Below are 24,732 nucleotides of genomic sequence, written 5' to 3' on the forward strand. Positions count from 1 at the left end.
TGGGCATCGAAGTGGCGGAATGGGCCCTCAACGGGATTGCACGGGGCAGCGCAACAGGAGCGACCAGGCCGGACGAGCCGCGCCTCCACATGCCGGCCCCCGAACTGGTAGTTCGGATGTCTACCGGACCCGCGGCCGCGACGATGTCCTTTGGTGATCCGGTTCATGAGTGATCTGGCCCGTTGTCGGCACTGAGTGTCGATGAACCCGGTTACACCTGTGCCCCACATATCACAGGCCAGGGACCCACCATGATCGCGGATGACACCCCGGGAGGGTTCAGGCATAATGGACCTTTCGAACAGCCGTGAAGCTAGTCTCGCCGGTCTCAGGTTCACTGGGCAGATGGGTGAGGAGGTCGCATGGGCGCACCGCAAAGGTTCGGAACGCTTCACAATCGGGCCTTGGCCAGCTATGGGTGGGGAACCTATCACATCGCGCTTTCGCAAGCCTCCGTATTGACCGATCGCCACTATCTCATGGAAGTGCTGGCCGGCTTCACCAAAAGCACCGGCGTTTGGGAGAATGAAGCTCAGTTCCGGTCGTTGGTGGCGCTTCTTCACGAGTCCGTTCACTACCAGCAGGACATCTGTACCGGGGTTGGTCACTGGGACCATCTGGCTCGCGCACGCTACCGAAAAGATGCCCTCACCGCCTTTCGCGAGTTCAGCTTCTTCGGCGAAAGCGGGATGAAAAGCGAGCAACAGGCAAGACAGCGGCTTGTCTCCGACTCGATCTTTAACTCTTACCCACTTCGCGACCTGCAGGCTCGCGCCACTCTGGATGCTGCTCTCGGCAACCTGCCCGCCTACGAAAAAGAATTCAACCAGGTATTCACGATCCCCCGGCTCTTTGAACTCGAAGCCGTCATTGCAACCTGGTCATCCTTGGCACAGCTCAAAACCTCTGAAACCGGAGCGCAGATCGCGGACGCATTTTCCTATCTTTACAGTCCATCCCAAATGCCTCCCGACTACCTCGAGACCTACCAATACTTCAACCACGCCTTCCTCCTGATCTTCGGCCTGACGGAAGAGTCCAGCCGTGACGAGATTGGGAGGGTGTTGGATGCCTTCTACCTGAACATGCCCCTTTTGCTGGATATCGCATTCGCCTATCCTCCGCCTACCTATTTTGAGCAGCATCCCGACACGCGAGCCGACTTCGAGCCCGGCGTCAGACTGGTCCGCATCTGCCGCGAACTTCAGATTGCGCCTCTCACCTCAAAGGCGGAAGAAGTCTCTGTGCTCGACTGGCTGGACGAAAGCACAAGGCATACTCCCCAGTACGACTATCCGGCCGTAGCCGAAACCTATCAGGCCTGGGCCGACTATTTCGCGCCGATGGTCGATGCCGACCCGATCGCCGCATGGCGGCGTGAGGTGTGCAACGATCGGATTGCAGACCCCACCGGGTACGCTTTCAAGCGTCTCCAAAACTTTATCCTTCATGATCTGCCGCTGTTCATCGATCTGCCCGGGCAGAAGGATGTGATGTACTTGACCGATCGACTTCTGCGGGAAGGCGGCAGCGATCTCTTTTGGGAGATGGTCGCTCTCGAAAAGGACTTCGGCCTCATCGACCTCTTTCTGAGCGGAGGGGCTACGCCTTTCTCCTGTCCCCTGGCAGAAGCAGGGTGCGAGGTTAGACGAGAAACCCCTTCGACGCCATCCGCGCCATCGCCGGTGCGCCTGTTTGTTGCGCAAGCCCGCAGGCGCTGCGGGTTACCATAGGCCCAGCCCGCCTCTCGGAGAAACTCTTTGACTTTGCGTTCTGCGATTCTTCTGTGTGCTGCACTCTCGTCCGCCGCCGCCATTGCTCAGCAGCCTGCCCCTTCACCGTCCCAGCCGCAATCCTGGACGGTGCGTCCTGAATGGGTCCGCGCCCACGAGGAGTTTCTGGCTTCGGACGCTCTCGCCGGCCGGGGTTCAGGCACACGCGACGAGGAGATTGCCGCCACCTATGTGGCCACGCAGTTTGAGAGCTACGGCCTGGTACACACGCCGGGCATGTCCTCTTACATTCAGGCGGCTGGCCTGGAGTCAATTCAGCTCGACGGCAAAGCGACCTTGAGCTCGGGCCCGGTTATTCTGACCGAAGGACCGGACTTTGACCTTCTGCTCTCGTCAGGCGGCTCAGCTTCGGGGCTGCTCATGCGCGTCGCGGTCGCCGATGTCAAGACAGCGAAAGTCCCTGCGGGCTCGGCTGTCCTGCTTACCGGGGCCAACGACCCCGGCTCCGCCTTCCAGGCTTATCGGCAACTGAACCAGTCCAAGCCTGCGCTCATTCTGATGGCCGCTACGCCGGGCCTGAGCTCCCTGCTTGCGATGCTGGGTGGCAAAACGCGCACGCCTATTCATCTCACCGGCGACGCGGATTCTGCGCGCAGCGGCAACTTGGCGCTAGTTCGTTTTGCGGACAAGCTCCCCGCGGACGGAGCGACCATCTCGCTGACGGTTCATGCCCTTCCGCAGGCATCGCGCCAGACCTATAACGCTATCGGCTACTTGCCCGGTACAGATCCCAAGGCGGGTACCATCCTTCTCTCGGCGCATCTGGATCACCTTGGTGTAGGCCGGCCGGTAAACGGGGATGACATCTACAACGGGGCCGATGATGATGCGGCTGGAACCACGGCCGTTCTCGAACTGGCGCATGCGCTCGCTGCCGGTCCTCGTACCCACCGCTCGGTACTCTTCGTTTGCTATGGATCTGAAGAGCTGGGGCTGCTCGGCTCACGCTACTTTGGCGAGCATCCGCCCATTCCCATCTCCGACATCATCGCCAACCTTGAATTCGAGATGATCGGCACGCAGGATCCGAAGATGCCCAAAGGGGTGCTTCTCCTCACAGGTTGGGATCGCTCCAATTTCGGCCCCACGCTTAAGGAGCGCGGCGCGCTTATCGGTCCCGACCCCTACCCGGAGCAGCACTTCTTCGAGCGTTCCGACAACTACTCCCTGGCTCTGGACGGGGTGGTGGCACACACTGCGGCGGGCTGGGGTACCCCTCCCACCTACCATCAGCCCAATGATGATCTGGATCACCTCGACCTCAACTTCATGACTGCCGCGATCCAATCCCTGGTGGAGCCAGTTCGCTGGCTGGCTGCGAGCGACTTCCGCCCGGCTTGGAATCCCGGAGGCGCACCGCAACGCGGCAAGTAGGTCGCGAGATGTTCTCACCGCGGAAAACTGAAGGTCGCCAAGGCTCGACCATCCCGCGCCAAGGGTAAAGCAGTGTCCTTATTCCCCACCTGCATCCAAACAGCGGGAAGGGAACGGGTATCTAGTCCATGCCAAAATCACGCCTTACGCGCCGCGACATGCTCAGAATGGGAGCTGCGGCCGGAGCTGGCTCGCTCGCCGGGGCATTCCTCTCCGGGTGCGGCGCCGCCAGCAAGATCGCCAATGCCGTCTCCGGCTGCGCCAAAATCACCGACATCGATCACGTAGTCATCTTGATCCAGGAGAATCGCTCTTTTGACCACTATTTCGGCTCGTACGAGGGCGTGAGAGGCTTCAATGAGCAAAGCGCTGCTTTCCAGCAGCCTTACCCCGGCAACACTTCCAACGCACCGGCGGGTGTCCTGCTCCCGTTTCACCTGGACATCACTAAGACCAACGCGGCCTGCACCCATGACATCAGCCACGATTGGGTTCCCCAGCACCAGAGCTGGAACAACGGAGCTCAAGACGGCTTCGTCACCTCGCGCATCCCTATCAATGCCACCGACGCGGTGATGACGATGGGCTACTACACGCGTGCCGACCTGCCCTACTATTACGCCGCGGCCGATGCCTTTACGCTGTGCGATAATTTCTTCTGCCCAGTGATGGGTCCCAGCGATCCCAACCGCCTTTACTCGATGGCTGCTTCACTTGATCCGGACGGCACCCACGGAGGTCCGCTCCTTGAAACCCTGCCGTTCAATGCACGCCAGCCCTTCTACGGCAAGCTCACTCTTACCACCATGCCCGAGCAGCTCAAGGCTCGAGGCATATCGTGGAAGGTCTACTCGACTCCCGACCAGTCCGTAGCAAACGGAGCTTTTTCCGACGACATTCTTGGGTACTTCAAGAGCTTCCAGGACAGCTCGTCGGATCTTTACCACAACGCGTTTACGCCGCAATTTCCAACCGACTTTGTCTCCGACGCAACTACGGGGAACTTGCCGCAGGTTTCGTGGATTCTGGCCTCCATCCTCGACTCCGATCATCCGCCGGCTCCCGCCACGTTCGGCGAGAACACGTTATCCCTGATCGTGCAGTCGCTCATGGCGAACCCCGCCGTCTGGGCCAAGACCGTGCTGTTTGTCACCTACGATGAAAACGGCGGATTCTTTGATCACGTTCCGCCGCCCACCGCGCCTCCGGGAACGCCCGGCGAGTGGGTTACCGCGCCCAGTGTGCCCCACGCGAGTGCCGAAGGCGGGATTGCCGGCCCGATCGGCTTGGGATTCCGGGTGCCAACCATGATCATTTCGCCCTTCAGCCGCGGCGGATTTGTCTCCTCGGGCTTGTTTGACCATACGTCGATCCTGCGTTTTCTGGAGACACGCTTTGGTGCCGAGGTTCCGAACCTCTCGGCATGGCGCCGCCAGACTGTGGGCGACATGACCAGCGCATTCAATTTCGCGAAGCCCGACTACTCCATTCCCAGCCTGCCTTCGACGACAGCCGCGCTGCAGAACGAATTGACGGAGTGCCTGAGCAACCTGGCGGGTTTCGAGCCCTATACGCTTCCATCGCCGCAGCAGATGCCTACGCAGGAGGCGGGATCGCCGCAACGGCCGAGCGGGGCAGCCTGCTAAACAAAAACAACGACCAGGCACCGGTCTTCGGCGCCTGGTCGTTGCGGAAGTTACAAATACAAATCGTCTCCCGTCGCGGCTACTCGATGTCCTGCTTAAGCGGAAGGTTCCGGGACGACGAGCCCACGCTGACCGTGCGTTTGGCCGTAACCGTCACCCACTTGCCGTCCTTGGTTGACCAGTACTGCAGTTGGCGCTCAGGCACATGCAGGGTCACGGTCTTGGTTTCGCCGGGCGCGATTTGCACGCGATCGAATGCGGCCAGCGCGCGTACAGGGAAGTGCACGCCGTCGGGAATCTCGCCGGGTGCGCCGAGATAGACCTGGGGCACTTCGTCCGAGCTCATCGAGCCCGAATTCTTGATCTGCACAGTAACATCGAGACCGTGATCCGCGGCCTTCGCAATCTTCAATCCGGAGTAGTCGAAGGTGGTGTAGCTCAGGCCGTGACCGAAGGCGAACAATGGTTCAATGTTCTCCTTATCGAACCAGCGATAGCCCACGTTCACGCCTTCGCTGTAGATGGTTTTCTTTTCAGGTGCGCGCTTGCTGCGTTCAGGGTGCTTTGGATCGGTCGCGGCGTAGTCGTCGAGGCTCTTGCCCCAGGTGACCGGCAGACGGCCCGCGGGACTGGTTTTGCCGAGGAGAATGCTCGCGGTTGCCCAGCCGCCCTCATCGCCCGGCCACCACATCTCCACGATGCCCTTCACCTTGTCGGCCCAAGGCAGCGCGACGGGCTGGCTGGTGTTGAGCACGACGACGGTATTGGGATTCACGGCGGCAATCTCTTCAATCAGCTTGTTCTGATCGCCGGGCAGCCCAAACACCGGCTGCAGGCGCGTCCACGCAAAGACGACGGCAGTCCTGGCGTTTCTGGCAGCCGCAATCGCCGCATCATGATCGCTTTGGCGCTGCTCTGGCGTATACCAGTTGAGCCGAACCTGGACAGGAGCTTTCGACGTATCGGAGGATGTGGTGATCTCGATAGCGTGGGGGCCGCTCTTGAGGTCAATTGACCGGCGCACGTTGTCCAGAAGGTCCGTGGTCGGAACCACGTTGTCCTGATTGGCCTGCAGGATGTCGCCATGGACGCCGCCCTGGAAGGCTCCGGTGCGCGCGAATTTCTTGCCGTCAATCGTCATGGCGGCGTTGGTTCCCATTGCCTGCAGGTAGATCCAGTAGTTGCCGTCTTTGGGGACGTTGAGCGTGCCCTTCCACGTGACAGTGGAGTTAGGCGGAAGGGCATTGCCAGCCTTGGTGGTGAAGTTGAGCTGCGCGTCCACCTTCTCGCCGCCGTCACCGGTGCGTGCCAGGCCGGGCTTGCCGTCGTGGCTCAGCAGATCTGCCGGAATCGTACTGCCCGACATATCGTCAGCCACGGCAAACTGAATGTCCGTGTTGCCGGAGATCTTGCGCATGGCAGCGAGGGGGCCCACCTGGCGCTGCGGCAATCCCACCGAGCGCTCGCCGTTGATGCCGATCGAGTCGACCTGGGCCGCCGTCGGCCCGATGAGAACCACAGACTCAAGCTCGCTCGATTTGAGCGGAAGCAGGTTGCCTTCGTTCTTCAGCAGAACGGCCGCATCTTCGCCAGTCTTTTCAATGATTTTGGCATTGCCTTCGATGGCCTGCTGCGTCACGTTGTGCTTGTGCAGCCCGTCCATGTAGCCGAAGTGCACAATTTCATAGAGCACGCGTCCAGCGGCCCGCGTAACATCGGCCTCCGTGACGGTACCATCCTTCAAGGCTTCAGGCATTTTCTTCGGATCAAGTTTTACGCCGAAGTTGCCACCGTTGAATGCCGGAGGCACGGGTTCTTCCGGAATGTGGCCCCCAAACATGTCGGCAATATCCCCGAACGCACCGGGGGCCGGGGGCGGCGGCACAGGCCGCGAATCGAAGAAGGATGGAATGGAGAATCCGTGGTTACTGGGATCGGGCTCGCCGGGCATCTCCATGTCCAGTCCGGCCTTGATAAAGTCGACAGAATGCACCGCTCCCCAGTCCGAAGTGACGAACCCCTTGAAGCCGATCTCATCGCGCAGAATCTTCGTCAGCGTGTCCTTGTTGCCGCACGCAAACACGCCATTGAGCTTGTTGTACGAGCACATGATGGACGACACGCCGGCCTTCACGGCCGCGTCAAATGGCGCAACATAGACTTCGTGGAGCGTCTGGTCGTCGATGAAGGTGTTTTCGTCATCGGAGTCGTAGCCGACGTAGTGCTTGATCTGTGCCATCACGTGCTGCGACTGGATGCCGTTGACCTCAGCCACACCCATCACGCTGGTGAGATAAGGATCCTCGCCAAAGGTGTTATAGCCACGCCCGAACTCCAGGTCGCGATCGATGTTCACGAACGGCTGCAGCGAAACATCAATACCCAGCGCGCGATCTTCGCGGCCAATGACGACGCCATTATCCGTAGCATCCTTGCGGCTGAAGGTGGCGGCGACGCCCATTGTTGCGGTCTCGCCCTGTGACGGCACGCGCGTCAGCACGCCGGGAGGCCCGTCGGCAAAGCGCAGGCTGGGAATACCGAGTCGCGGAACGCCGGCAAGATAGCCGGCCTGCCCCTGGTAGACCTTCGGATCTTCCTGCGTGCCGTGAATCAGTGTGAGCTTCTCTGCGAGCGTCATCTGGCTCAGCAACTTGTCCACACGAGCATCGCCCGTGACCACCGGAACACCCTGGGCACCGGCGCCAATTCCTGCCAATAGTGCGCCAACGACCAACATACCTGCCGTGTTCCGCATCTTTCCAAATGAGTACATTTTTCTGCCCCCTGACGGGGCTGCTCAAGCCAGACCCCACATCGTGCATGACTATCGTAGAAACTCGTCATAAAACGCTTGAGCAGCTTTTCCCTGGTCGGCAAGCAGTGTAGAACATCAAGGCAAAATTCCGCAGTGCCAGGATCATGCGAAATGCACGGGAGCGAAACGTACCTGAAACGCTTCCGAACCCCTTCTTGCAACACAGTTTGAGTCGATAAAAACATACATTGACCGCGCAGCCGCAGATGGCAGTTCGCGTCCGAATTTGTGCGGGCCAGCGTGAGGTGTCTCGCTTGCACGTGCCTCAGTTTGCACAAAAATTCGCCTGCGGATCGGGTCCTCTATCGGCTTTTGTCCTGGTCTCCACTATGCTGCTGTGCGCGGTGTGCTCGCCACCAGCCAGGGCGCAGGGCGATGCGCCTCAGCAGCCACACAGGGAGGTGCATTTCGAAACCGGCGCCTCCATCGGCAACCTGCATCTGTTCGCTTACGATGACAATCGCGCGCTTCACCCCGTCGGTGTCGAATACGACCGTCCCTGGGTCAGGAGCGTTCTCAAAGGCAATCTACAGTATGTGAGCGAAGTGCTCCCCATCATTATCCTCAGCGCAGCGCCTCGGGTCGCCGAGGGCAGTCCGGCGCCCGGGTCGGCCCGCAAACACCAATACGGCTTTGGTCTCGCGCCAGCGGGTTTCCGGCTCCTCTGGCGCGAAACCGGCTTGCTGCAGCCCTACTTCGGAATGAAAGGCGGAGCGGCTTACTTCATGAATCGTGTTGCGAACGGCCAGGGCACGCGCATGCAGTTGCTGGCTGAGTTCAGCGCAGGCGCCGAAAAGGCGCTCAGCAATCGCTGGGGTTTCCGCGCCGGTTTCAGCGACTTCCACATGGCTGGCATCGGCTCCGGGCGCCATCAGGCCAGCGATTTCCTCTATTTCAATGGCGGCGTGAGCTATCGGTTCTGATTATGGTTATTCCGGCAGCGGCAGATCGTGATCGAAGCTGCGCGCCGCAAGGTTCCGGCGCAACTCATTGATGTTAGTGAACAGAAGACCCTCGATGCCCAATTCGCGGGCAGCGTCGATATTCACCTGTTTGTCGTCGAGAAAGAGCGTCTCCTCGGGGCGGGTGCCCAGCTTTTCCAGCGCGTGACGGTAGATCTCGGGGTCGGGCTTGGCTATGCCAAGTTGATAGGACCACACGAGCGCATCGAAGCCGTGAATCCATGCGAACTCGCGTTCGATGTTCTCAAGCACTGAGTCGCCCATATTGGAGAGAATAGCGGTGCGGATGCCGGCCGTCTTGAGCTGATCGTGCCAGGCCAGCATGGCGGGATCGGACGTCGTCCACATCTGCGCGTCAAGCCGGTAAAGCTCAGCGAGTTGCTCGTCAGTGAGCGGAAGACCGCTCCGGTCCTTGAACTTCTGCCAAAAGGTTACGCCGCTGAGCTTGCCTTCGTCGTAGGCATGGCGGTCAGCCCAGTAGAACTCTTCGAACCGCGCGGCGGACAATCCGGCGATGCGCACCATGCCCTCATGGGCTGCGTGGACAGGGGGCCCAGTGAGAACCATACCGTAGTCGAAGATGACTGCACGAATTGCCACGAACCCTCCGATTGACCGCTATGCGGATGCATGCTGAATCCGCAAGCTTCTCTATCCATTCTGCACGAGCCGTTCAAGCGAAGCGATATTCTTACTGCGGCCCACCACATGCAGTTCTCCGAGCGCACCAACTGGAACACCCAAGAGACCGACCTTGCCCGCGCGCATCGCGAACGCGTCAGGGACGGTCTACAACTGGCTGACCTCACCGTCTCCAACCCCACGCGGTGCGGCTTTGCCTACCTCGCGGATCTGCTCGATGCACTCTGCAACCCCGGTGGCCTCGACTACGATCCCAATCCGCGCGGCATGCTGTCCGCACGTGAGGGGGTCTGCGCGTATTATGCCGATCACGGCGCCGGGGTGTCCCCGGAGCAGGTCGTCCTGACCACGAGCACCAGCGAGGCTTACAGCTACCTGTTCCGCCTATTGTGCGATCCGGGAAGCGAGATCCTGGTGCCGCAGCCCGGGTATCCTCTGTTCGACTTTCTGGCGGGGCTGGATGATGTGCGGCTCAGGACGGCGCCGCTCGTCTACGATCACGGCTGGCAAATCGATCCTGAAGGGTTCCGACGTGCGATCACGCCTGCCACGCGGGCCATCGTTCTCGTTCATCCGAACAATCCAACGGGTCACTTCACGCGCAAGTGGGAGGCCAGGGAACTGGCGGCACTCTGCCGGGAGTACAACTTGTCGCTAATCGTCGACGAGGTCTTTCTGGATTACGCCTTCGATCCCGGCGAGCAACCGCAAACCTTTGCACAAGGGTTGGAAGATGTGCCCGTCTTTGTGGTTTCCGGGCTGAGCAAGATCTGCGGGCTCCCGCAGATGAAGGCGGCATGGATCATCGCCACGGGCCCGGAGCGCGGAGCGGCGCTCGATCGGCTCGAGGTAATCGCCGACACGTTTCTCTCGATGAACGCGCCGGTGCAGGCCGCTTTGCCAGCTTGGCTGGCTGGGCGAGGGGGCATTCAGGGGCAGATTCTGAACCGAGTGCAGTCCAATCTTGCCGAACTTGATCGACAGCTGGCGGCGGATCCGCTGGTGCGTCGCCTGGAGGTGGAAGGCGGGTGGTATGCGGTGTTGCGGATCGCGGCGCTGCAGCCGGACGAGACGACCGTTCGCGAGTTGCTGGAGCGGGGCGTCTGGGTGCATCCGGGATACTTCTTCGGTATGCCCGCGGCGGGATGGCTGGTAATCAGCCTGCTCACGCCTGAAGCCGATTTTGCAACGGGAGTGACCACGTTACTTAACTACTTAGGAACGAATCAGGTCTGCAACATTTGAGGGGTGCGCATCAAGCAGGGCTTGAGATGTTTGCTTGTAAAACGCTGAAAATATTGGAGGCTCGTTTGGATCAGAGGCGGATCTCCGTCTTAGCAGATGAACCAGGACGTGCACTTGGGCGCGCAACGGCTCACAACGAAAATCCGCCCTGCAGAAATGGATTGCTCTTCCTCTCGTTGCCGATCGTGGTCGCCGGCCCGTGGCCGGGGATGACGCGGGTCTGGTCGCGGAGGCACAGCAGCCGGGATTCGATCGACTGGATGATCTGTCGGCCGTCGCCTCCGGGCAGGTCGGTGCGGCCGATGCTGCCGGCAAAGAGGGTGTCCCCGGCGATGACCAAGTTCAACGGCGCGAAGTGCAGGCACACCGACCCCTGGGTGTGACCGGGGGTGTGGATAACCTCAGCGGGATACGCCGCGAGCCCGACTTTCATCCCGTCCGCCAGGCTCTCGTCGGGAGGAGCCACCTCCGGGGTCGCGACGCCCAGCCAGGCGGCCTGCACATCCATCATCTTGAGCAGAGGCAGATCGTTTTCGTTTAGCAGGATGGGTGCGCCGGTGAGGCGCTTGAGCTTGAGAGCGCCGCCCACGTGATCGATGTGGCCATGGGTAATAAGGATCTGCTTGAGGGTCAGTTTGAGCTCGGTGAGACGCTTGTGAATGCGGGAGATGTCGTCGCCGGGATCGATGACGATGGCTTCGCCGGCGGCCTCGTCGCCGAGGAGGGTGCAGTTGCATTGCAGCGGGCCGACAGCGAAGGTCTCGAGGATCATGGGTCCATTGTAGAAGTGCAGGGGAACGAGGGGACAAGGGCGCGGTGATCGAGATCAGGTTGTCAGGCGGCCGTCGCAGCTCCGGGTGAGAGTGAGGAGCGAGGTCAGTGGAGCAGATTCCCTCAGGGCATGGTTAAAGCGCGAAAGGAACGTCCGCAAAAGAAGCCGTCGCAAAGCACGAAAAGGCGGCAGACCCTATGGCCTGCCGCCTTGGAGATTTCGCGCTTACTTCGCGGGTTTGGCTGGAGCGGAAGCGGGAGCCGATGCCGGCGCCGAGGTCGTCCCGGAAAGGACCGACCTGGTGTGTTGGCCGCGCATGTAGAGCACCGTCAGGCTGAGCGACGTGATCATGAAGATGATCGCCGAAACGGTGGTGAGCCGCGTAAGAACATTGGCGGCCGCGCGGGGTCCGAAAGCGGTCTGCGATCCCTGTCCGCCGAATGCGCCCGCCAAGTCAGCCGAGCGGCCCTGCTGCACGAGAACCACACCGATGAGGAACAGGCACACGATCACGTGCACAGTGATGACGAAGTAGAAGAGGATGTTCATTTTAGCTGCTTTCCGGCGGAAATCTTGGTGCGGAGGAGGGGACTTGAACCCCTATGCCTTGCGGCGCAAGCACCTCAAGCTTGTGCGTCTGCCAATTTCGCCACCTCCGCGAATTGACTTTCTGAGTATACCAGAACGTCTGTTTGCCTGTAGGCAATGAGGACTGTGGAACTTACCGGCTGCCCGAGGTCCCGGCAGCCATCTTCTGGCGCATGCGTTTCTCCGCGTCGTCGCCCCAGTATTTGCAGTTGAGGCGCAGAAAGACCGAGGTATAGGGCACAGCCATGCGGGTTTTCAGAACCAGCACGCGGTATACCTTGCTGGCCTGGTCGAGCTCGGCGAGCAGCTTCTCGTGCGGAATCGATTCGACAGGCCGCCCGGCGAGCACCTTGCCTATTTCCGCCCTGAACGACGTCACGCCCGGCGCGTCGGCTTCCGGAACGTATTTGAGTTCGGCGTCCATGAGGACGTCGGGGCGTACGTGGATGGATTGGTCCAGGGCGCCGAGGACGTACTTCGTCACTTCGAGCTCGTCGGCATTGGTCTCGACCACGTCGACTCCCGGCGAGGAGTAGAGCGGGAAGGCCGAGTCCACGATGAGCACCCAGTTGCGGTGACCCATGAGCGGCAGTTTCTGGTTGACGGCGGAGTGCCAGTCTGTCTGGGCGCAGAGAGGCAATGTGAGTGCGTATAGGAGAGCGGTCAGGACGGAGAGGCGGCGCATGCAGGGTTTCCTCCGATAAGGAGGTTAGCAGAGCACCTTTAGCGGGGCGGGCGCGCGTAAGGGGTAGGCGGGAAGGCTGACATCCTGTCCCGCCCAGGCAGAGCCTGGACGGGGCGCCCCAGCCTGGACGGGGAACCCGGTTTGGACGGGCACCCGGCTTCGTCGCCAAACTCAGTTACTGTGTGGTTAACAGGGGTGGTTGTGTGCTGGAAGCGGGGCAGGGCAATGCAGGGTGGAAATTGTGAGATAGGTCACCACTGTGAAATGGGTTAACTAATTTATTTTGTTGGATTGGCCCGTCGCTTGCGCGACAAAGCAAAAACAAATAGTTGGTAATTTTCTGGTAAACATTGCGGGGGATACGTTGGGGCGCCGCCGATGAGAGAGCGGAATTGACCGTGAACTCGCGCAGGAACTCGGGGGGGGGCCTGTGCCCTGTGCCGCTGCGAGCCACGCCCGGGGAGACCGGGGGTACCCAGGAGACTCGGGAGCGGGATGGGCTGTTTTTGGGCACAAACTCTCTTTGGCACTGGTGAAGCGCCGGAGGATAGTATGTGCGGTTTGGTGCGGGATGACTGTGCGCGCCGTCACAGGAGGCGGGTTTGGTGGGTTGAAGCCAAGCCCGCTGAAACTTCCGCATCGGCCGTAATACTCTGGACCGTCAAATGTGCAGGCCCATCATGCGCACAATCGCCAGCCCTTTCGTCTGGTTCGCGATTCCCGGCCGGAGGCAGTAATCAAAATCGAGCGGGTCTTCCTCACTCCTGCTTTGCATGCAGACGTTGGTGACGCGCAAACCTTCGGGTGGTGCGATTTCGGTTAGTGCGAACTCGGCAAAGCGGGGGGGCCGGTGCTCAATTTGAGGAACGCGGGTCAGGCTGCTCTAGGCGCGGGCTGGTTCCACCTCGGTGCGATTTGGCGTGGTTGCAGCGGGCTGCTGGAGGAGCCAGTACTGGAAGCCATCAACGATGGCGAGGAGAGCGGCCTGGTTCATGTCGCTGGAGATGCCGGCTGTAATCCACGGGGCGATTTCACGGCCTTCGGGGCCTTCGGCCTGGAAGCTGACGGCGACGCGAACGTGCGCGGCGGAGTCGTGGGCGGAGACGTCAAGGGCGGTGACCGAGAAGCGGCCGAGGTGCATACGTTTGAGGGCCGGGTACCACTTTTCGAGTTCGCGGCGCATGGCGCGGGTCATGGCGTCGACGGGGCCGGTGCCTTCGGCACGGGCAGTGACGATGGTTCCGTCGGCGTGGCTGAGGGACATGAAGGCCTGCACGAAGTGGGTACCGGCTTCGTCGTACTCATCGTGGATGCGCCAGGTGCGCACCGTGAAGAACTCCGGCAGGGAGCCGAGGACGCGCATGCAGGCCAGGCGGAAGGAGAGTTCGCTGGCCGTGAACCCGCCGCCTTCCATCATGGCCTGGTTAGAGTCGATGAGTTTCTGGGCTTGTGCGCTGGTGAGCGGAACGCCCAACTGCTCAGAGAGCATGACAACGTTGGCGCGGCCCGAATGCGCATTGACGCCGATGACGGGGGTGGCGCCGACGAGGGCGGGATCGCACCAGAGGTAGGCGCCGGGGTTCTTTTTCTCGCTGGAGCCGTGCATGCCGGCCCACGTGCCAAACGCGCCCGCGCCCACGACAGGCGCCCCATGCGGAATGTCGAGACCGAAGGCGCCGAAGGCGGAGTGCGCCAGGCTGGTAAGGCTGGTGAGCGATGCGGGAGGAACGAATTCAGCCTCGCCGCGCAACTGCATGCCGCCGATGACGGTGGTGAGGTTCACGTTTCCGCAGCGTTCGCCGGTGCCGATAAGGGTGCCCTGAATCTGCACCGCGCCGGCGAGGACGGCGGCGCGGGCGTTAGCGACGCCGAGGCCGCGGTCGGTGTGACCGTGGAAGCCGAAGTTGGCCGCCGGGAACTGGCGGGTGAGCTGGGTGAAGGCCGACGTGACTTCCTCCGGGCTGGCGCCGCCGGTTGTATCGCAGAGCACGATGCGGCTCACGCGCTGTGTCACACACTGCTCCACCATGCGGTGGAAGTAATCGAGCGTGCGGCTGCCGTATTCATGGTCGGAGGCTATGCCCATCTCGCGGCGGGAGCAGAAGGCGTCCATGGCGTGCTCCAGGTCGACAAGCACTTCGAGACCGTGGTCCTGGAGGTAAGCGATGGTGTCGCAGGCCATGCGCAGGTTTTCTTCGGGAGTGGTCTCGAGCGAGCGTTCCACGTCGAGCAGGCGCGACTTGACCACGATGACGGCGGCGGGAATGCGCTGGCGGTGGGCGAGGATGAACTCCGCATCGGCCCAGTCCTCTACGCGCATGTTGCGGCCTCGTGTGCGCCCGAACAGGGCCAGGCGCATGTCGCCCGCAGCGACCCGATGGGGATTGTGTTCGAGCGCGTGGCACAGCTCGGTAACGAAGTGATTGGCTCCGGCAAACCCGATCTCGGCATAGCGCACCCCGAAGGCGCTCATGCGCTCCAGCAGGCTCATCGCGGCGGGCACGGAAATCTCGAGGTTGGGCTGCTGCATGCCGTCGCGGAGGCTGGTGTCAAAAAGCTCGACTCGCCGGGGTGTGTTCATGGGTTACCGCTTTCATGGGTTGCGGGTGTGTTGAAGATGAGGCGGTCCATCCAGCGGGCCAGCTCGCGCTCGTCATCCGATCCGGCGGCCTGGGCATTGCGGACGTTGTGGCGTTCGGGTTCGGCGCGGTTCTGGCTCAGCTTGAATTTACCTTCGATGCGGGTGATGGGGATGCGGAAGCCCATGATGCCGGCGAGCATGGTGCGCCGGTAGGCGTCGGGCTGGCTGCGCCACCGGGCGAGATGGGCGGGCTCATGCGTGGCGATGAGCTCTTCAACGAGGCGCTGTTTGCCGGTTTCGTCTTCGATGAGCTCGAGTGTGCCGCAGGCGTGGATGGCGATGTAGTTCCAGGTGGGGACGGAGAGTGATTCAACATAGCGCGAGGGCGAGACGTAGCTATGCGGGCCGGGGAAGACGACCAGGGTTTCGCGGCCGGCGAGGGCGTGCCAGTGGGGATTGGCTTTGGCGAAGTGGCCTTCGAGGAGGCCGTGCTCGCCTTCATCGTGCACGAGGAGGGGAAGGTGCGTGGCGGTTGGGGCGCCGTCGGCGGATGAGTTGAAGAGGATGGCGAAGGAGTAGGCGCGCATGGCTTCGAGGAGTGTCGTGCGATCGGTGATCTGGTTGAATTTCGGTGTGTACATGCGTGTGGTCTCGAAACCATCCCTCAGGAGCTAAAGCCCCACATATCCTTTGCGGCAATTGGCACGACTGAGGTCGTGCCCCTTCAAAACATCCGTGTTCAGAAACGTCGAAGGCCACCAGCCGCTTGTGCGGGTGGTGGCCTGGAATCCACTTACTGCATTGAAGCTTGAGTCAGGCTCTCTTTCCCGCGCGCCGATTGTGGCCGCTAATTCGAATGGCGGGAATGGACGCGATGCCGCGCGTGGTTGCGGGGCGGATCGAGTTGGATATCGAGAGGTGCATGACTTGTTGGAAGTAGACCAGAGGATTGGGGGACGCGTCAACTAGAACAGTTCCGACAGTTTTACAAACGCATTTAGCTCGATCAAGTGCTGGCGATCGAGGGGCCGCGCCAATTCCGCGTGTTCGAGGATCCAGGTATCGGGGTGGAAGAGGTGGACGGCATGGAGCCCGGCGGCGAGGGCGGGGTTGATGTCGCTCCTGGGGCTGTTGCCGATCATCCATGTCGAATGCGGCGTGAGCTCGTGGCGGGCGACGACCGCGGCGTAGGTGGGCGGGTCTTTCTCCGCCACGATTTCCACGGCTGAGAAGAACGGGGCGAGGCGGGAGCGGGCCAGCTTGTCGGCCTGTTCGGCGTGGTTGCCCTTGGTCATAAGGATGAGCCGGTGGCGCATGGAGAGGTCGGTGAGGGTCTCGGAGACATGGGGTAGAAGTTCGATTTCCTGGTCGCGGATGGAGCCCGCGAAGGAGCGGATGCGGTCGCGCTTCTCTTCGGTGACCGGTTCGGTGCTGAGGCGCTCAAAGCAGGTGATGAGCGAGTGCGTGAAGCTGTGCAGCCCGTAGCCATGCATCAGGATGCTTTCGCGCTCGACGCCATTCAGGGTTTCGCGCACCTGCTCGCGCGTGTATTTCTGATGGTTCAGATAGCCGGTGAAGGCGGCAATGGCGCGCTCGAAATAGATGTTGTTTTCCCAAAGGGTGTCGTCGGCGTCAATGAGGAGCGTCTGGCCGGCAGGGAACTGGGGCATGGATCCATGGTATCGAATGCGCATAATGCGGTACGTGTTTCACCATACGAGAAACGCGTGTGGCCGTGTGTCTCGCGTCACAGCCGGTAATTCGCTCAAAGAAGAGACTCACTAAGGCGGAAATTGTATCGACCCAGGGCCGGGATGCGCCCTGCAGGACTCCCATACAAAGCGCGTACGCGCTGTGAGGAATGGAATGAGCGAAAAGAAAATGGTCATCATGGACGGGAACGAGGCGGCGGCCTCGGTTGCCTATCGGCTTTCCGAAGTAGTCGCCATCTACCCCATCACCCCCTCGTCGCCGATGGCGGAGTGGGCGGACCAGTGGCGCTCGGAGGGCAAGAGGAACATTTGGGGCGCTTTGCCGGTTGTGGAAGAGCTGCAGAGCGAAGGCGGCGCGGCGGGTGCGTTGCACGGGGCGCTGCAGGCGGGGGCATTCGCGACGACGTTTACGGCTTCGCAGGGTTTGCTGCTGATGATCCCCAACATGTTCAAGATTGCGGGCGAGCTGACGCCGGCGACGATGCATGTGACGGCGCGGACGCTGGCGACGCATGCGCTGTCGATCTTTGGCGATCACTCGGATGTGATGGCGTGCCGGTCGACGGGCTGGGCGATGCTGGCGTCGAATTCGGTGCAGGAATGCGCGGACCTGGCGCTGATTGCGCAGGCGGCTACGCTGGAGGCGCGGCTGCCGTTCATGCATTTTTTCGATGGCTTCCGCACATCGCATGAGGTGGGCAAGATCTATCCCATCGGCGACGAGACGATTCGCGCGATGGTGGACGACAAGTACATTATTCAGTTCCGGCAGAATGCTTTGAGTCCGGACAGGCCGATCATTCGCGGGACGGCGCAGAATCCCGATGTGTTCTTCCAGGCGCGCGAGGCGTGCAGCCCGTTCTACAAGGCTGTGCCGGGTATCGTGCAGCAGGTCATGGACCGGTTTGCGGCGCAGACGGGGCGCGCCTATCGGCTGTTTGACTACTACGGCGCGGCGGACGCGGAGCGCGTGATCATCATGATGGGCTCGGGCGCCGAAGCGGCGGAAGAGGCTGTGGATGCCCTGAACCGCAAGGGCGAGAAGGTGGGCGTGGTGAAGGTGCGGCTGTACCGGCCGTTCGATGCGTCGGCTTTCCTGGGCGCGCTGCCGAAGACGGTGAAGTCGATTGCGGTGCTGGACCGCTGCAAGGAGCCGGGCGCCATGGGCGAGCCGGTCTATCAAGACATCATTACGGTGCTGGCGGAGAATGCGGCGACACTGCCGTTTGCGTCACCGAAGGTGATTGGCGGGCGTTATGGGTTGTCGTCGAAGGAATTCACGCCGGCGATGGTGAAGGGCATCTTTGACGAACTGACCAAGGCTGCGCCGAAGAACCATTTCACCATCGGCATCGACGACGATGTGAGCTTTACGAGCCTTGCGTACGATCCGGAGTTTTCGACGGAGGAGCCGCGGACGGTGCGCGCGCTGTTCTATGGGCTGGGTTCGGACGGGACCGTTGGCGCGAACAAGAACTCCATCAAGATCATCGGCACGGAGACGGACAATTTTGCGCAGGGCTATTTCGTATATGACTCGAAGAAGTCAGGTTCAATGACGACGAGCCACCTGAGGTTTGGGCCTACGCCGATCCGGTCGACGTATCTGATCTCGAAGGCGAGTTTCATCGCATGCCACAACTTCAGCTTCCTCGAGAAGATCGACGTGCTGGAGCCGGCGATACCGGGCGCGGTGTTCCTGTTGAATTCGCCGTTTGGCAGGCACGAGGTATGGGACAAGCTGCCGAAGACGGTACAGCAAGAGATTATCCGCAAGAAGATCGATTTTTACGTGATTGACGGCTACACGGTGGCTCGCAATGCGGGCATGGGCACGCGCATTAACACGATCATGCAGACATGCTTCTTTGCGATTTCGGGCGTACTGCCGCGTGAAGAAGCGATCGCGCAGATCAAGAAGGCCATCAAGAAGACATACGGCAAGCGCGGCGAGGCCGTGGTGGAGAAGAATTTCGCGGCGGTGGACGCGGCGTTGGCGCATCTGGAGAAGGTGGATGTGCCGGCGGCGGTCTCGTCGGAATTCGACATAGTGGGCTCGCTCTCGCCCAAGGCGCCGGGGTTTGTGAAGGATGTGCTGGGGCAGATTGCGAGCGGCAAGGGCGACATGCTTCCCGTCAGCGCGATTCCGGCGGGGGGCGCGTTTCCGACTGGCACGGCGCAGTGGGAGAAGCGCAACATCGCGCAGTTTGTTCCGGTGTGGGATAAGGACCTGTGCATCCAGTGCGGCAAGTGCGTGATGGTGTGCCCGCATGCGGTGATCCGCTCCAAGGTCTACAGCGGCGATATGGCGGGGGATGCGCCGGCGACGTTGCAGTGGGCGAAGCCGAAGTGGAAAGGCATGGAAAGCGATCGCTACACGCTGCAGGTGGCTCCGGAAGACTGCACCGGCTGCGCTGTGTGCGTGGAAGTTTGCCCGGTGAAGAGCAAGAGCGATGCCAGCCACAAGGCCATCAATATGGCTCCGCAGCAGCCGTTGCGCGAGGCCGAGCGCAAGAACTGGGAATTTTTCCTGGGGCTTCCCGAGGTGGATCGCACCAAGCTGTCGCACGGGCAGGTGAAGGACCTGCAATTGTTGCAGCCGCTGTTCGAGTTCTCCGGCGCGTGTTCGGGATGTGGCGAAACGCCCTACATCAAGCTGCTGACGCAGTTGTTAGGCGACCGGCTGTACATCGCCAATGCGACGGGGTGCTCGTCGATTTATGGGGGCAACCTGCCGACCACGCCTTACACGCACAACGTGCAGGGACGCGGGCCGACGTGGGCAAACTCGCTTTTTGAGGACAATGCGGAGTTCGGGTTTGGCATGCGGGTGGCGCTGGATCAGCAGAAGGCCTTTGCAGAGACGCTGCTGACGCGGGTGGCGCATCTGGTTGGCGATGAGCTGACCAGCATGCTGCTGACGGCTTCACAAAAGACCGAACCGGAGATCAATGGGCAGCGCGAGCGGGTGAAGATCCTGAGGGAAAAGCTGGCTGGAATCGACTCGAGCGATGCGCGCAACCTGTCGGCGATTGCCGATGCGCTGGTACGCAAGAGCGTGTGGATCCTGGGTGGCGACGGATGGGCATTCGACATCGGTTTTGGCGGACTGGACCACGTGCTCGGTTCGGGCAAGAACGTGAACGTGCTGGTGCTCGATACCGAGGTGTACTCGAACACGGGCGGGCAAGCTTCGAAGGCGACGCCGCGCGGCGCGGTGGCCAAGTTTGCGGCGGCGGGTAAGCCGAACAGCCGCAAGGACCTGGCGATGGAGGCGGTGAGTTATGGCTCCGTTTACGTGGCGCAGGTGGCGATGGGCGCGAACGATACGCATGTGATCAAGGCGTTCCAGGAAGCCGAGGCGCACGAGGGGCCGTCGATCATCATCGCTTATTCGAGCTGCATTGCTCACGGCTACGATCTGGTGCACGGACTGGAGCAGCAGAAGCTGGCTGTGCAGTCGGGCTACTGGCCGCTGATGCGTTATAACCCCGCACTGCGCGAGACGGGCAAGAATCCGTTCCAGCTGGACTCGAAGGCTCCTTCGATCCGGCTGAAGGAGTACGCCTATCGTGAAGCGCGCTACACCATGCTTGCTCGTGGAAACCCGGAACTGGCCGCGGAGCTGTTGAAGGAGGCGCAGGACGATGTGGAGCGCCAATGGCGTGTCTATTCGGCGCGCGCCGGCATGCCGGGCCGCGGCGAGACCCCGCACATTGCTCCGCCGGAGACGGCGAGCGCGAAGCAGGAAGCTGAGCCGGTGCTGGCCGGAGGGACGGAATGATTGACCTGAAGACAAGGTACCTGGGGCTGCCCTTGAAGAGCCCGATCGTGGTGAGCTCGACGCCGCTTTCGGAGTCGCTGGACAATGTGCGCCGGATGGAAGATGCCGGCGCCGCGGCGATTGTGCTGACGTCGCTCTTCGAGGAGCAACTCATCCTGGAGTCGCAGGCGCTGGACGCGGATCTTTCCCGCGGCACCGATTCGTTTGCCGAGTCGCTGCACTTTTTGCCGGAGCAGGACGACTACCGCATGACGCACGAGGTGTATCTGGAGTACCTGCGGCGGGCCAAGGAGGTTGCGGGAATTCCCATTCTCGCCAGCCTGAATGGCGCGACAAGCGGCGGTTGGGTGCGCTATGCGAAGGAGATGGAAGAGGCCGGCGCTGACGCCATCGAGCTGAACACGTACGCGCTGGCGACGGACCGCGCGCAGACGAGCCGCGAGGTGGAGCTGCAATTGCTGGACCTGGTGGAGAGCGTGTGCCGGGCGGTGAAGGTGCCGGTGGCAGTGAAGCTGTCGCAGTCGCTCACCAGCATTCCGCACCTTATCGCATGCCTGGAGGATGCGGGTGCGCGAGGCGTGGTGCTGTTCAACCGTTTCTATCAACCCGATTTCGATATTGAGACGCTGGAGGTGCGGCCGTCACTGCATTTCTCCACGCCCTCAGAGCTATTGCCGCGCCTTCACTGGGCGGCGATTCTTTACGGGCACACCAACATGGATATCGGCATCACCGGCGGGGTGCACTCGGCCGAGGATGTATTGAAGGCGACCATGGCCGGCGGTTCTGTGGCATTGATGGCGTCGGCGTTGCATATCCACGGTATCGAGCACATTGGGCGCGTTCTCTCAGACATGCACTACTGGCTGGAGAAGCGCGAGTACACATCGCTGGCCGAGACGCGCGGCTGCCTCAGCCGCCGCTCTGTGCCCGATACATCACCTTTCGACCGCGGCAACTATATCAAAACCCTGAGTTCATATAGCCTGCGGCAGACTGTGGCAGCGTTCTGATTCGAAGTCCAAGCTGATGTGCTTGCGGCTGCGCTCGTTGAGTGCGGCCGCTTTTTTAAGGACGGATGCGCGCGGGGGGGTAGGATGGTCCATGCATGCCGGACCAGCTGCTGAGCACGCTCCTTTCCCAGGCGTTGACCGCTTTGGTTATCGAATGTGATAACGAGGCGGAGCAAAGGGTTGAGCACAGAACCACTATGGGAACAGGACAGAAACAGGGAAGGGACGCGGATCCTGGCGGTTGCCCGGGCACACGCAGGGGAAGTAAGCTGCATTGGATAATCTATTGAGACAACCGGGCGGACCATCTAACGGCTTTTGTGGGTTCAGGCAGGACCTGCCGGCGGCGGTTTGAGACCAGGATCGGATGGAGATCAGGTGTGGATCGAGCCGATGACGGGGCACAGCCATGAATCTTTTTGAGTGGAAGCGTAGAATCCGGGAACGTTTTTCCGACCCTGTCGAGATATATCGGCGGAGAGGTGTGAGGATCGGAAAAGATTTCGGGCTGATGGGCCAGGTGATTATTGATTATTCCCACGGTCATCACATCGAGATCGGGGACAACGTCATTTTGGCACCGCGTGTACACATACTCGCGCATGACACAAGCACCAAGCTCTACCTGGGTTATACGAGGATTGGGAAGGTCAAGATCGGGAACCGGGTCTTCGTGGGTGCAGGAACCATCATCCTTCCGGGTGTATCCATTGGAGACGATGTCATCATCGGAGCTGGGAGCGTGGTTTCCCGCGATATACCGGCGCGCACAGTGGCTGGTGGAAATCCGGCGCGCGTGATTTGTTCTCTGGACGAGTTTCTGGATAAACGACGGAAAGAGTTCGCGGCGTCGCCTTGTTTTGGTGAGGAATACACCCGGCCCGAGTATTTGACCATGCCGATCATGGCATCGATGAACCAGGCGATGAAGGACCGCATTGGATTTATCGTTTAACTCTCAAGGTGACCTTCAATCACGTACGAGAGATCAGACCCTGAGCTGTAGTGGTCGGGCGAAATCCATCGCCGCAAGCGCTTCAACTTGCGCCTGCTACCAGGTGGAGAGATGGCGCGGGAATCGTTGTGCTATCCACATTCAAACTGCGCAGTGTCCGACGAGTGAAGAAGTCCCGCCTGCCGCATTCGACAGGACCCCCGGTACTGCGGTTATGATCCGGGGCAAGCTCGGAGGAGATGGAATGATGCGGAAGATCGCTGGGGGAATTTTATTTGTCCTTTTGCTGGTTCTAAATGGCAACACAACGGCGCAGGAGACGGGGAAGTATGAGGCGACTGTCGAATCGCTGGACAAGCATCCACTCCCTGCGTGGTATGCCGGCGCGAAGCTGGGCATCTTTATTCACTGGGGACTGTACTCGGTGCCTGGTTGGGCGCCGCTGAACCACCCGGATCATGACTTTTCGTCGAATGACTACATCAAATACGACCCGTACGCGGAGTGGTATCTGAACACCGTGCGGGTGCCGGGCTCGCCGACGGCGCAGTATCACCGCGAGCACTATGGCGATAAGGGGTATTACGAGTTTGCGCCGGAGTTCAATCGCGAGTCGAAAAAGTGGAATCCCGATGCCATGGCCGAGGCGTTCAAGATGGCGGGGGCACGGTATGTGGTGCTGACCAGCAAGCATCATGAGGGTTTCACGCTTTGGCCGAGCACCACGCCGAATCCGAACCCGAGTCTCAAGCCTGCCCAGTTGCACGCCGAGCGCGACATTGTGGGCGAGCTGACGAGGGCGGTGGGTAAGCAGGGATTGAAGATGGGCCTGTACTACTCGGGCGGGTACGACTGGACGTTCAATGCGGGGCCGATCCGGGTGGAGAAGGACTACGAAACGGTTAAGCCGCAGAGCCAGGCTTATGGCGATTATGCCTTCGCGCAGATTCACGAACTGATCGAGAAGTATCACCCCATGCTGCTGTGGAACGATATCGACTGGCCGAAGACGGGGCGTGCGCTGGATGTAGAGGCGGATTACTACAACGCGATCCCCGACGGCGTGATCGACGATCGGTTTGGCGTGAAGCATGCGGACTTCACTTCGCCGGAATACGCCAAGCTCGACAAGATCAGCGAGAAGAAGTGGGAGGAGTGCCGCGGGTTGGGGCGGTCATTCGGGTACAACCGCGCGGAGGGCGAGAAGGAGACGATCGCGCCGGGTGAGTTGATTGCGCTGCTGGTGGATATCGTGAGCAAGAACGGGAACCTGCTGCTCGATGTGGGTCCGGAGGCAGACGGAACGATTCCGCCGGTGCAGATGGAGCGGCTGAAGGACCTAGGTGCGTGGCTCAAGCAGAATGGCGAGGCCATTTACGATACGACGCCGTGGACGCGGGCGGAAGGGAAGTCGGCGGAGGGGGATGATCTGCGGTTTACGCGCAAGGGCGATGATCTGTATGTGACGGTGCTGGGGAAGCTGAAGGGGCAGACGATCACGATTGCGGATGTTCCGGCGAAGCAGGGAATTGCGATCAGTGAGCTCGGCGGAGAAAGCGAGCTTGGTGCGAAGGTTCAGGATGGGGGCATGCGCATCATTCTGCGATCGCAACCGAGGGGCGACTATGCGTACTCGTTCAAGCTGGCGGGCTATATGAAGTAGAGGAGGCGCTGTTCAACCCAACAGCGGCTGCATTGTGAGCTGCAGCAGTTCCTGTGCATCGGGGAGGGCGGCGCGAACGCTGGGGCTTAGTCCTTCGCCGAGTTCGATGGAGCCGGCGCCGATGGTGAGGAGCAGGGCGCGGCGGGGCTGCCGGCCGTAGAGATTCTGTGCGGTGTGGAGCAGTTCAGGGGCGCCGAGGTGATGCGTCACAAGGCCCGGCTTGATGGGCGCGGGGGAGAGCTCGCGCAGGAGGATCTGACCGGGGGGCTGGTCGACCGCGCAGTCGATGAAGATGACGGTATCCGCAGCGGCTACGTCTTCCGCCATGTCCGGAGCCCACTGATGGCTCGTAATGACGCGAACATTCGAGTCGGCGGCGAATCGGTCGGCCGCCCATTCGCCGAGAAACGGGCCTACGCCGTCATCTCCGCGGAGCGTGTTGCCGCAGGCGAGGATCAGGCATCGGATCGGCGTTGACTTCATATCTGGAAGTTTAATGGGC

Annotated in this window: 18 protein-coding genes and 1 tRNA gene; 9 read left to right on the forward strand and 10 right to left on the reverse strand. The window is 61.2% G+C overall.

Annotated elements, in window-relative coordinates; genetic code table 11:
• The first annotated feature begins 479 nt into the window (after nt 1-479).
• The 3 genes from VGL22_RS01735 (at nt 480) to VGL22_RS01745 (ending at nt 4,813) form a co-directional block, all read left to right on the forward strand.
• Nucleotides 480-1,733, forward strand: a complete 1,254-nt coding sequence (locus VGL22_RS01735) for a hypothetical protein (RefSeq protein ID WP_465265148.1) — start codon at nt 480-482, stop codon at nt 1,731-1,733.
• Nucleotides 1,734-1,760: 27 nt separating this feature from the next.
• Nucleotides 1,761-3,167: a M28 family peptidase gene (locus tag VGL22_RS01740; protein ID WP_465265149.1), complete on the forward strand. Its 1,407-nt coding sequence runs from the start codon at nt 1,761-1,763 to the stop codon at nt 3,165-3,167.
• Nucleotides 3,168-3,295: 128 nt separating this feature from the next.
• Nucleotides 3,296-4,813 (forward strand): alkaline phosphatase family protein, encoded by a 1,518-nt coding sequence (locus VGL22_RS01745; RefSeq protein WP_465265150.1) that lies wholly within the window; start codon nt 3,296-3,298, stop codon nt 4,811-4,813.
• A gap of 79 nt (nt 4,814-4,892) precedes the next feature.
• Here the strand turns inward: VGL22_RS01745 and VGL22_RS01750 are convergent, their stop codons facing one another.
• Nucleotides 4,893-7,550 carry a beta-glucosidase gene (locus VGL22_RS01750; RefSeq protein WP_465265151.1) on the reverse strand — a complete coding sequence of 886 codons (2,658 nt, stop codon included), beginning with the start codon at nt 7,548-7,550 and terminating at the stop codon, nt 4,893-4,895.
• A gap of 338 nt (nt 7,551-7,888) precedes the next feature.
• Here VGL22_RS01750 and VGL22_RS01755 point away from each other — a divergent pair, with 338 nt between their 5' ends.
• A complete protein-coding gene (locus VGL22_RS01755; protein ID WP_465265152.1) occupies nt 7,889-8,551 on the forward strand; it encodes a hypothetical protein in 663 nt (220 codons plus the stop codon).
• Nucleotides 8,552-8,557: 6 nt separating this feature from the next.
• Here VGL22_RS01755 and VGL22_RS01760 read toward each other — a convergent pair whose 3' ends face one another.
• Nucleotides 8,558-9,190 carry an HAD family hydrolase gene (locus VGL22_RS01760; protein ID WP_465265153.1) on the reverse strand — a complete coding sequence of 211 codons (633 nt, stop codon included), beginning with the start codon at nt 9,188-9,190 and terminating at the stop codon, nt 8,558-8,560.
• 30 nt (nt 9,191-9,220) lie between these two features.
• Between VGL22_RS01760 and VGL22_RS01765 the strand changes: the two genes are divergently transcribed.
• The gene (locus VGL22_RS01765; RefSeq protein ID WP_465265154.1) at nt 9,221-10,477 is read left to right on the forward strand and encodes a pyridoxal phosphate-dependent aminotransferase; all 1,257 of its coding nucleotides are present in this window, start codon (nt 9,221-9,223) and stop codon (nt 10,475-10,477) included.
• A 130-nt stretch (nt 10,478-10,607) separates the two neighbouring features.
• Here the strand turns inward: VGL22_RS01765 and VGL22_RS01770 are convergent, their stop codons facing one another.
• From VGL22_RS01770 to VGL22_RS01800, 7 genes are all read right to left on the reverse strand, one after another.
• On the reverse strand, nt 10,608-11,249 hold the full coding sequence (locus tag VGL22_RS01770) for an MBL fold metallo-hydrolase (protein ID WP_465265155.1): 642 nt from the start codon (nt 11,247-11,249) through the stop codon (nt 10,608-10,610).
• A 225-nt stretch (nt 11,250-11,474) separates the two neighbouring features.
• Nucleotides 11,475-11,798: a preprotein translocase subunit SecG gene (gene secG, locus VGL22_RS01775; protein ID WP_465265156.1), complete on the reverse strand. Its 324-nt coding sequence runs from the start codon at nt 11,796-11,798 to the stop codon at nt 11,475-11,477.
• Between the two features lie 25 nt (nt 11,799-11,823).
• Nucleotides 11,824-11,908, reverse strand: a tRNA-Leu gene (locus tag VGL22_RS01780).
• Nucleotides 11,909-11,970: 62 nt separating this feature from the next.
• Nucleotides 11,971-12,522: an RbsD/FucU domain-containing protein gene (locus tag VGL22_RS01785; RefSeq protein WP_465265157.1), complete on the reverse strand. Its 552-nt coding sequence runs from the start codon at nt 12,520-12,522 to the stop codon at nt 11,971-11,973.
• 883 nt (nt 12,523-13,405) lie between these two features.
• Complete coding sequence (locus VGL22_RS01790; RefSeq protein ID WP_465265158.1) at nt 13,406-15,103, reverse strand: alpha-isopropylmalate synthase regulatory domain-containing protein; 1,698 nt, start codon at nt 15,101-15,103, stop codon at nt 13,406-13,408.
• Nucleotides 15,100-15,744, reverse strand: coding sequence for an FMN-binding negative transcriptional regulator (locus VGL22_RS01795; protein ID WP_465265159.1), 645 nt, complete (start codon nt 15,742-15,744; stop codon nt 15,100-15,102). The genes VGL22_RS01790 and VGL22_RS01795 overlap by 4 nt, the downstream gene beginning before the upstream one ends.
• A 324-nt stretch (nt 15,745-16,068) precedes the next feature.
• On the reverse strand, nt 16,069-16,773 hold the full coding sequence (locus tag VGL22_RS01800) for an HAD family hydrolase (RefSeq protein ID WP_465265160.1): 705 nt from the start codon (nt 16,771-16,773) through the stop codon (nt 16,069-16,071).
• A 196-nt stretch (nt 16,774-16,969) separates the two neighbouring features.
• On the opposite strand from VGL22_RS01800, the gene nifJ reads away from it, so the two are divergent.
• The 4 genes from nifJ to VGL22_RS01820 all read left to right on the forward strand — a co-directional run bounded on the left by nifJ (nt 16,970) and on the right by VGL22_RS01820 (nt 24,230).
• Nucleotides 16,970-20,599: a pyruvate:ferredoxin (flavodoxin) oxidoreductase gene (nifJ, locus tag VGL22_RS01805; RefSeq protein WP_465265161.1), complete on the forward strand. Its 3,630-nt coding sequence runs from the start codon at nt 16,970-16,972 to the stop codon at nt 20,597-20,599.
• Nucleotides 20,596-21,612, forward strand: a complete 1,017-nt coding sequence (locus VGL22_RS01810; protein WP_465265162.1) for a dihydroorotate dehydrogenase-like protein — start codon at nt 20,596-20,598, stop codon at nt 21,610-21,612. The genes nifJ and VGL22_RS01810 overlap by 4 nt, the downstream gene beginning before the upstream one ends.
• A gap of 484 nt (nt 21,613-22,096) precedes the next feature.
• On the forward strand, nt 22,097-22,567 hold the full coding sequence (locus tag VGL22_RS01815) for a DapH/DapD/GlmU-related protein (RefSeq protein ID WP_465265163.1): 471 nt from the start codon (nt 22,097-22,099) through the stop codon (nt 22,565-22,567).
• A 244-nt stretch (nt 22,568-22,811) separates the two neighbouring features.
• Entirely contained in the window at nt 22,812-24,230 is a 1,419-nt protein-coding gene (locus VGL22_RS01820) for an alpha-L-fucosidase (protein WP_465265164.1), read from the forward strand.
• Nucleotides 24,231-24,242: 12 nt separating this feature from the next.
• Here VGL22_RS01820 and VGL22_RS01825 read toward each other — a convergent pair whose 3' ends face one another.
• Nucleotides 24,243-24,713, reverse strand: a complete 471-nt coding sequence (locus VGL22_RS01825) for a hydrogenase maturation protease (protein WP_465265165.1) — start codon at nt 24,711-24,713, stop codon at nt 24,243-24,245.
• Nucleotides 24,714-24,732: the final 19 nt, after the last annotated feature.

This window comes from Occallatibacter sp., from assembly GCF_036502485.1.
GTDB lineage: Bacteria > Acidobacteriota > Terriglobia > Terriglobales > Acidobacteriaceae > Telmatobacter.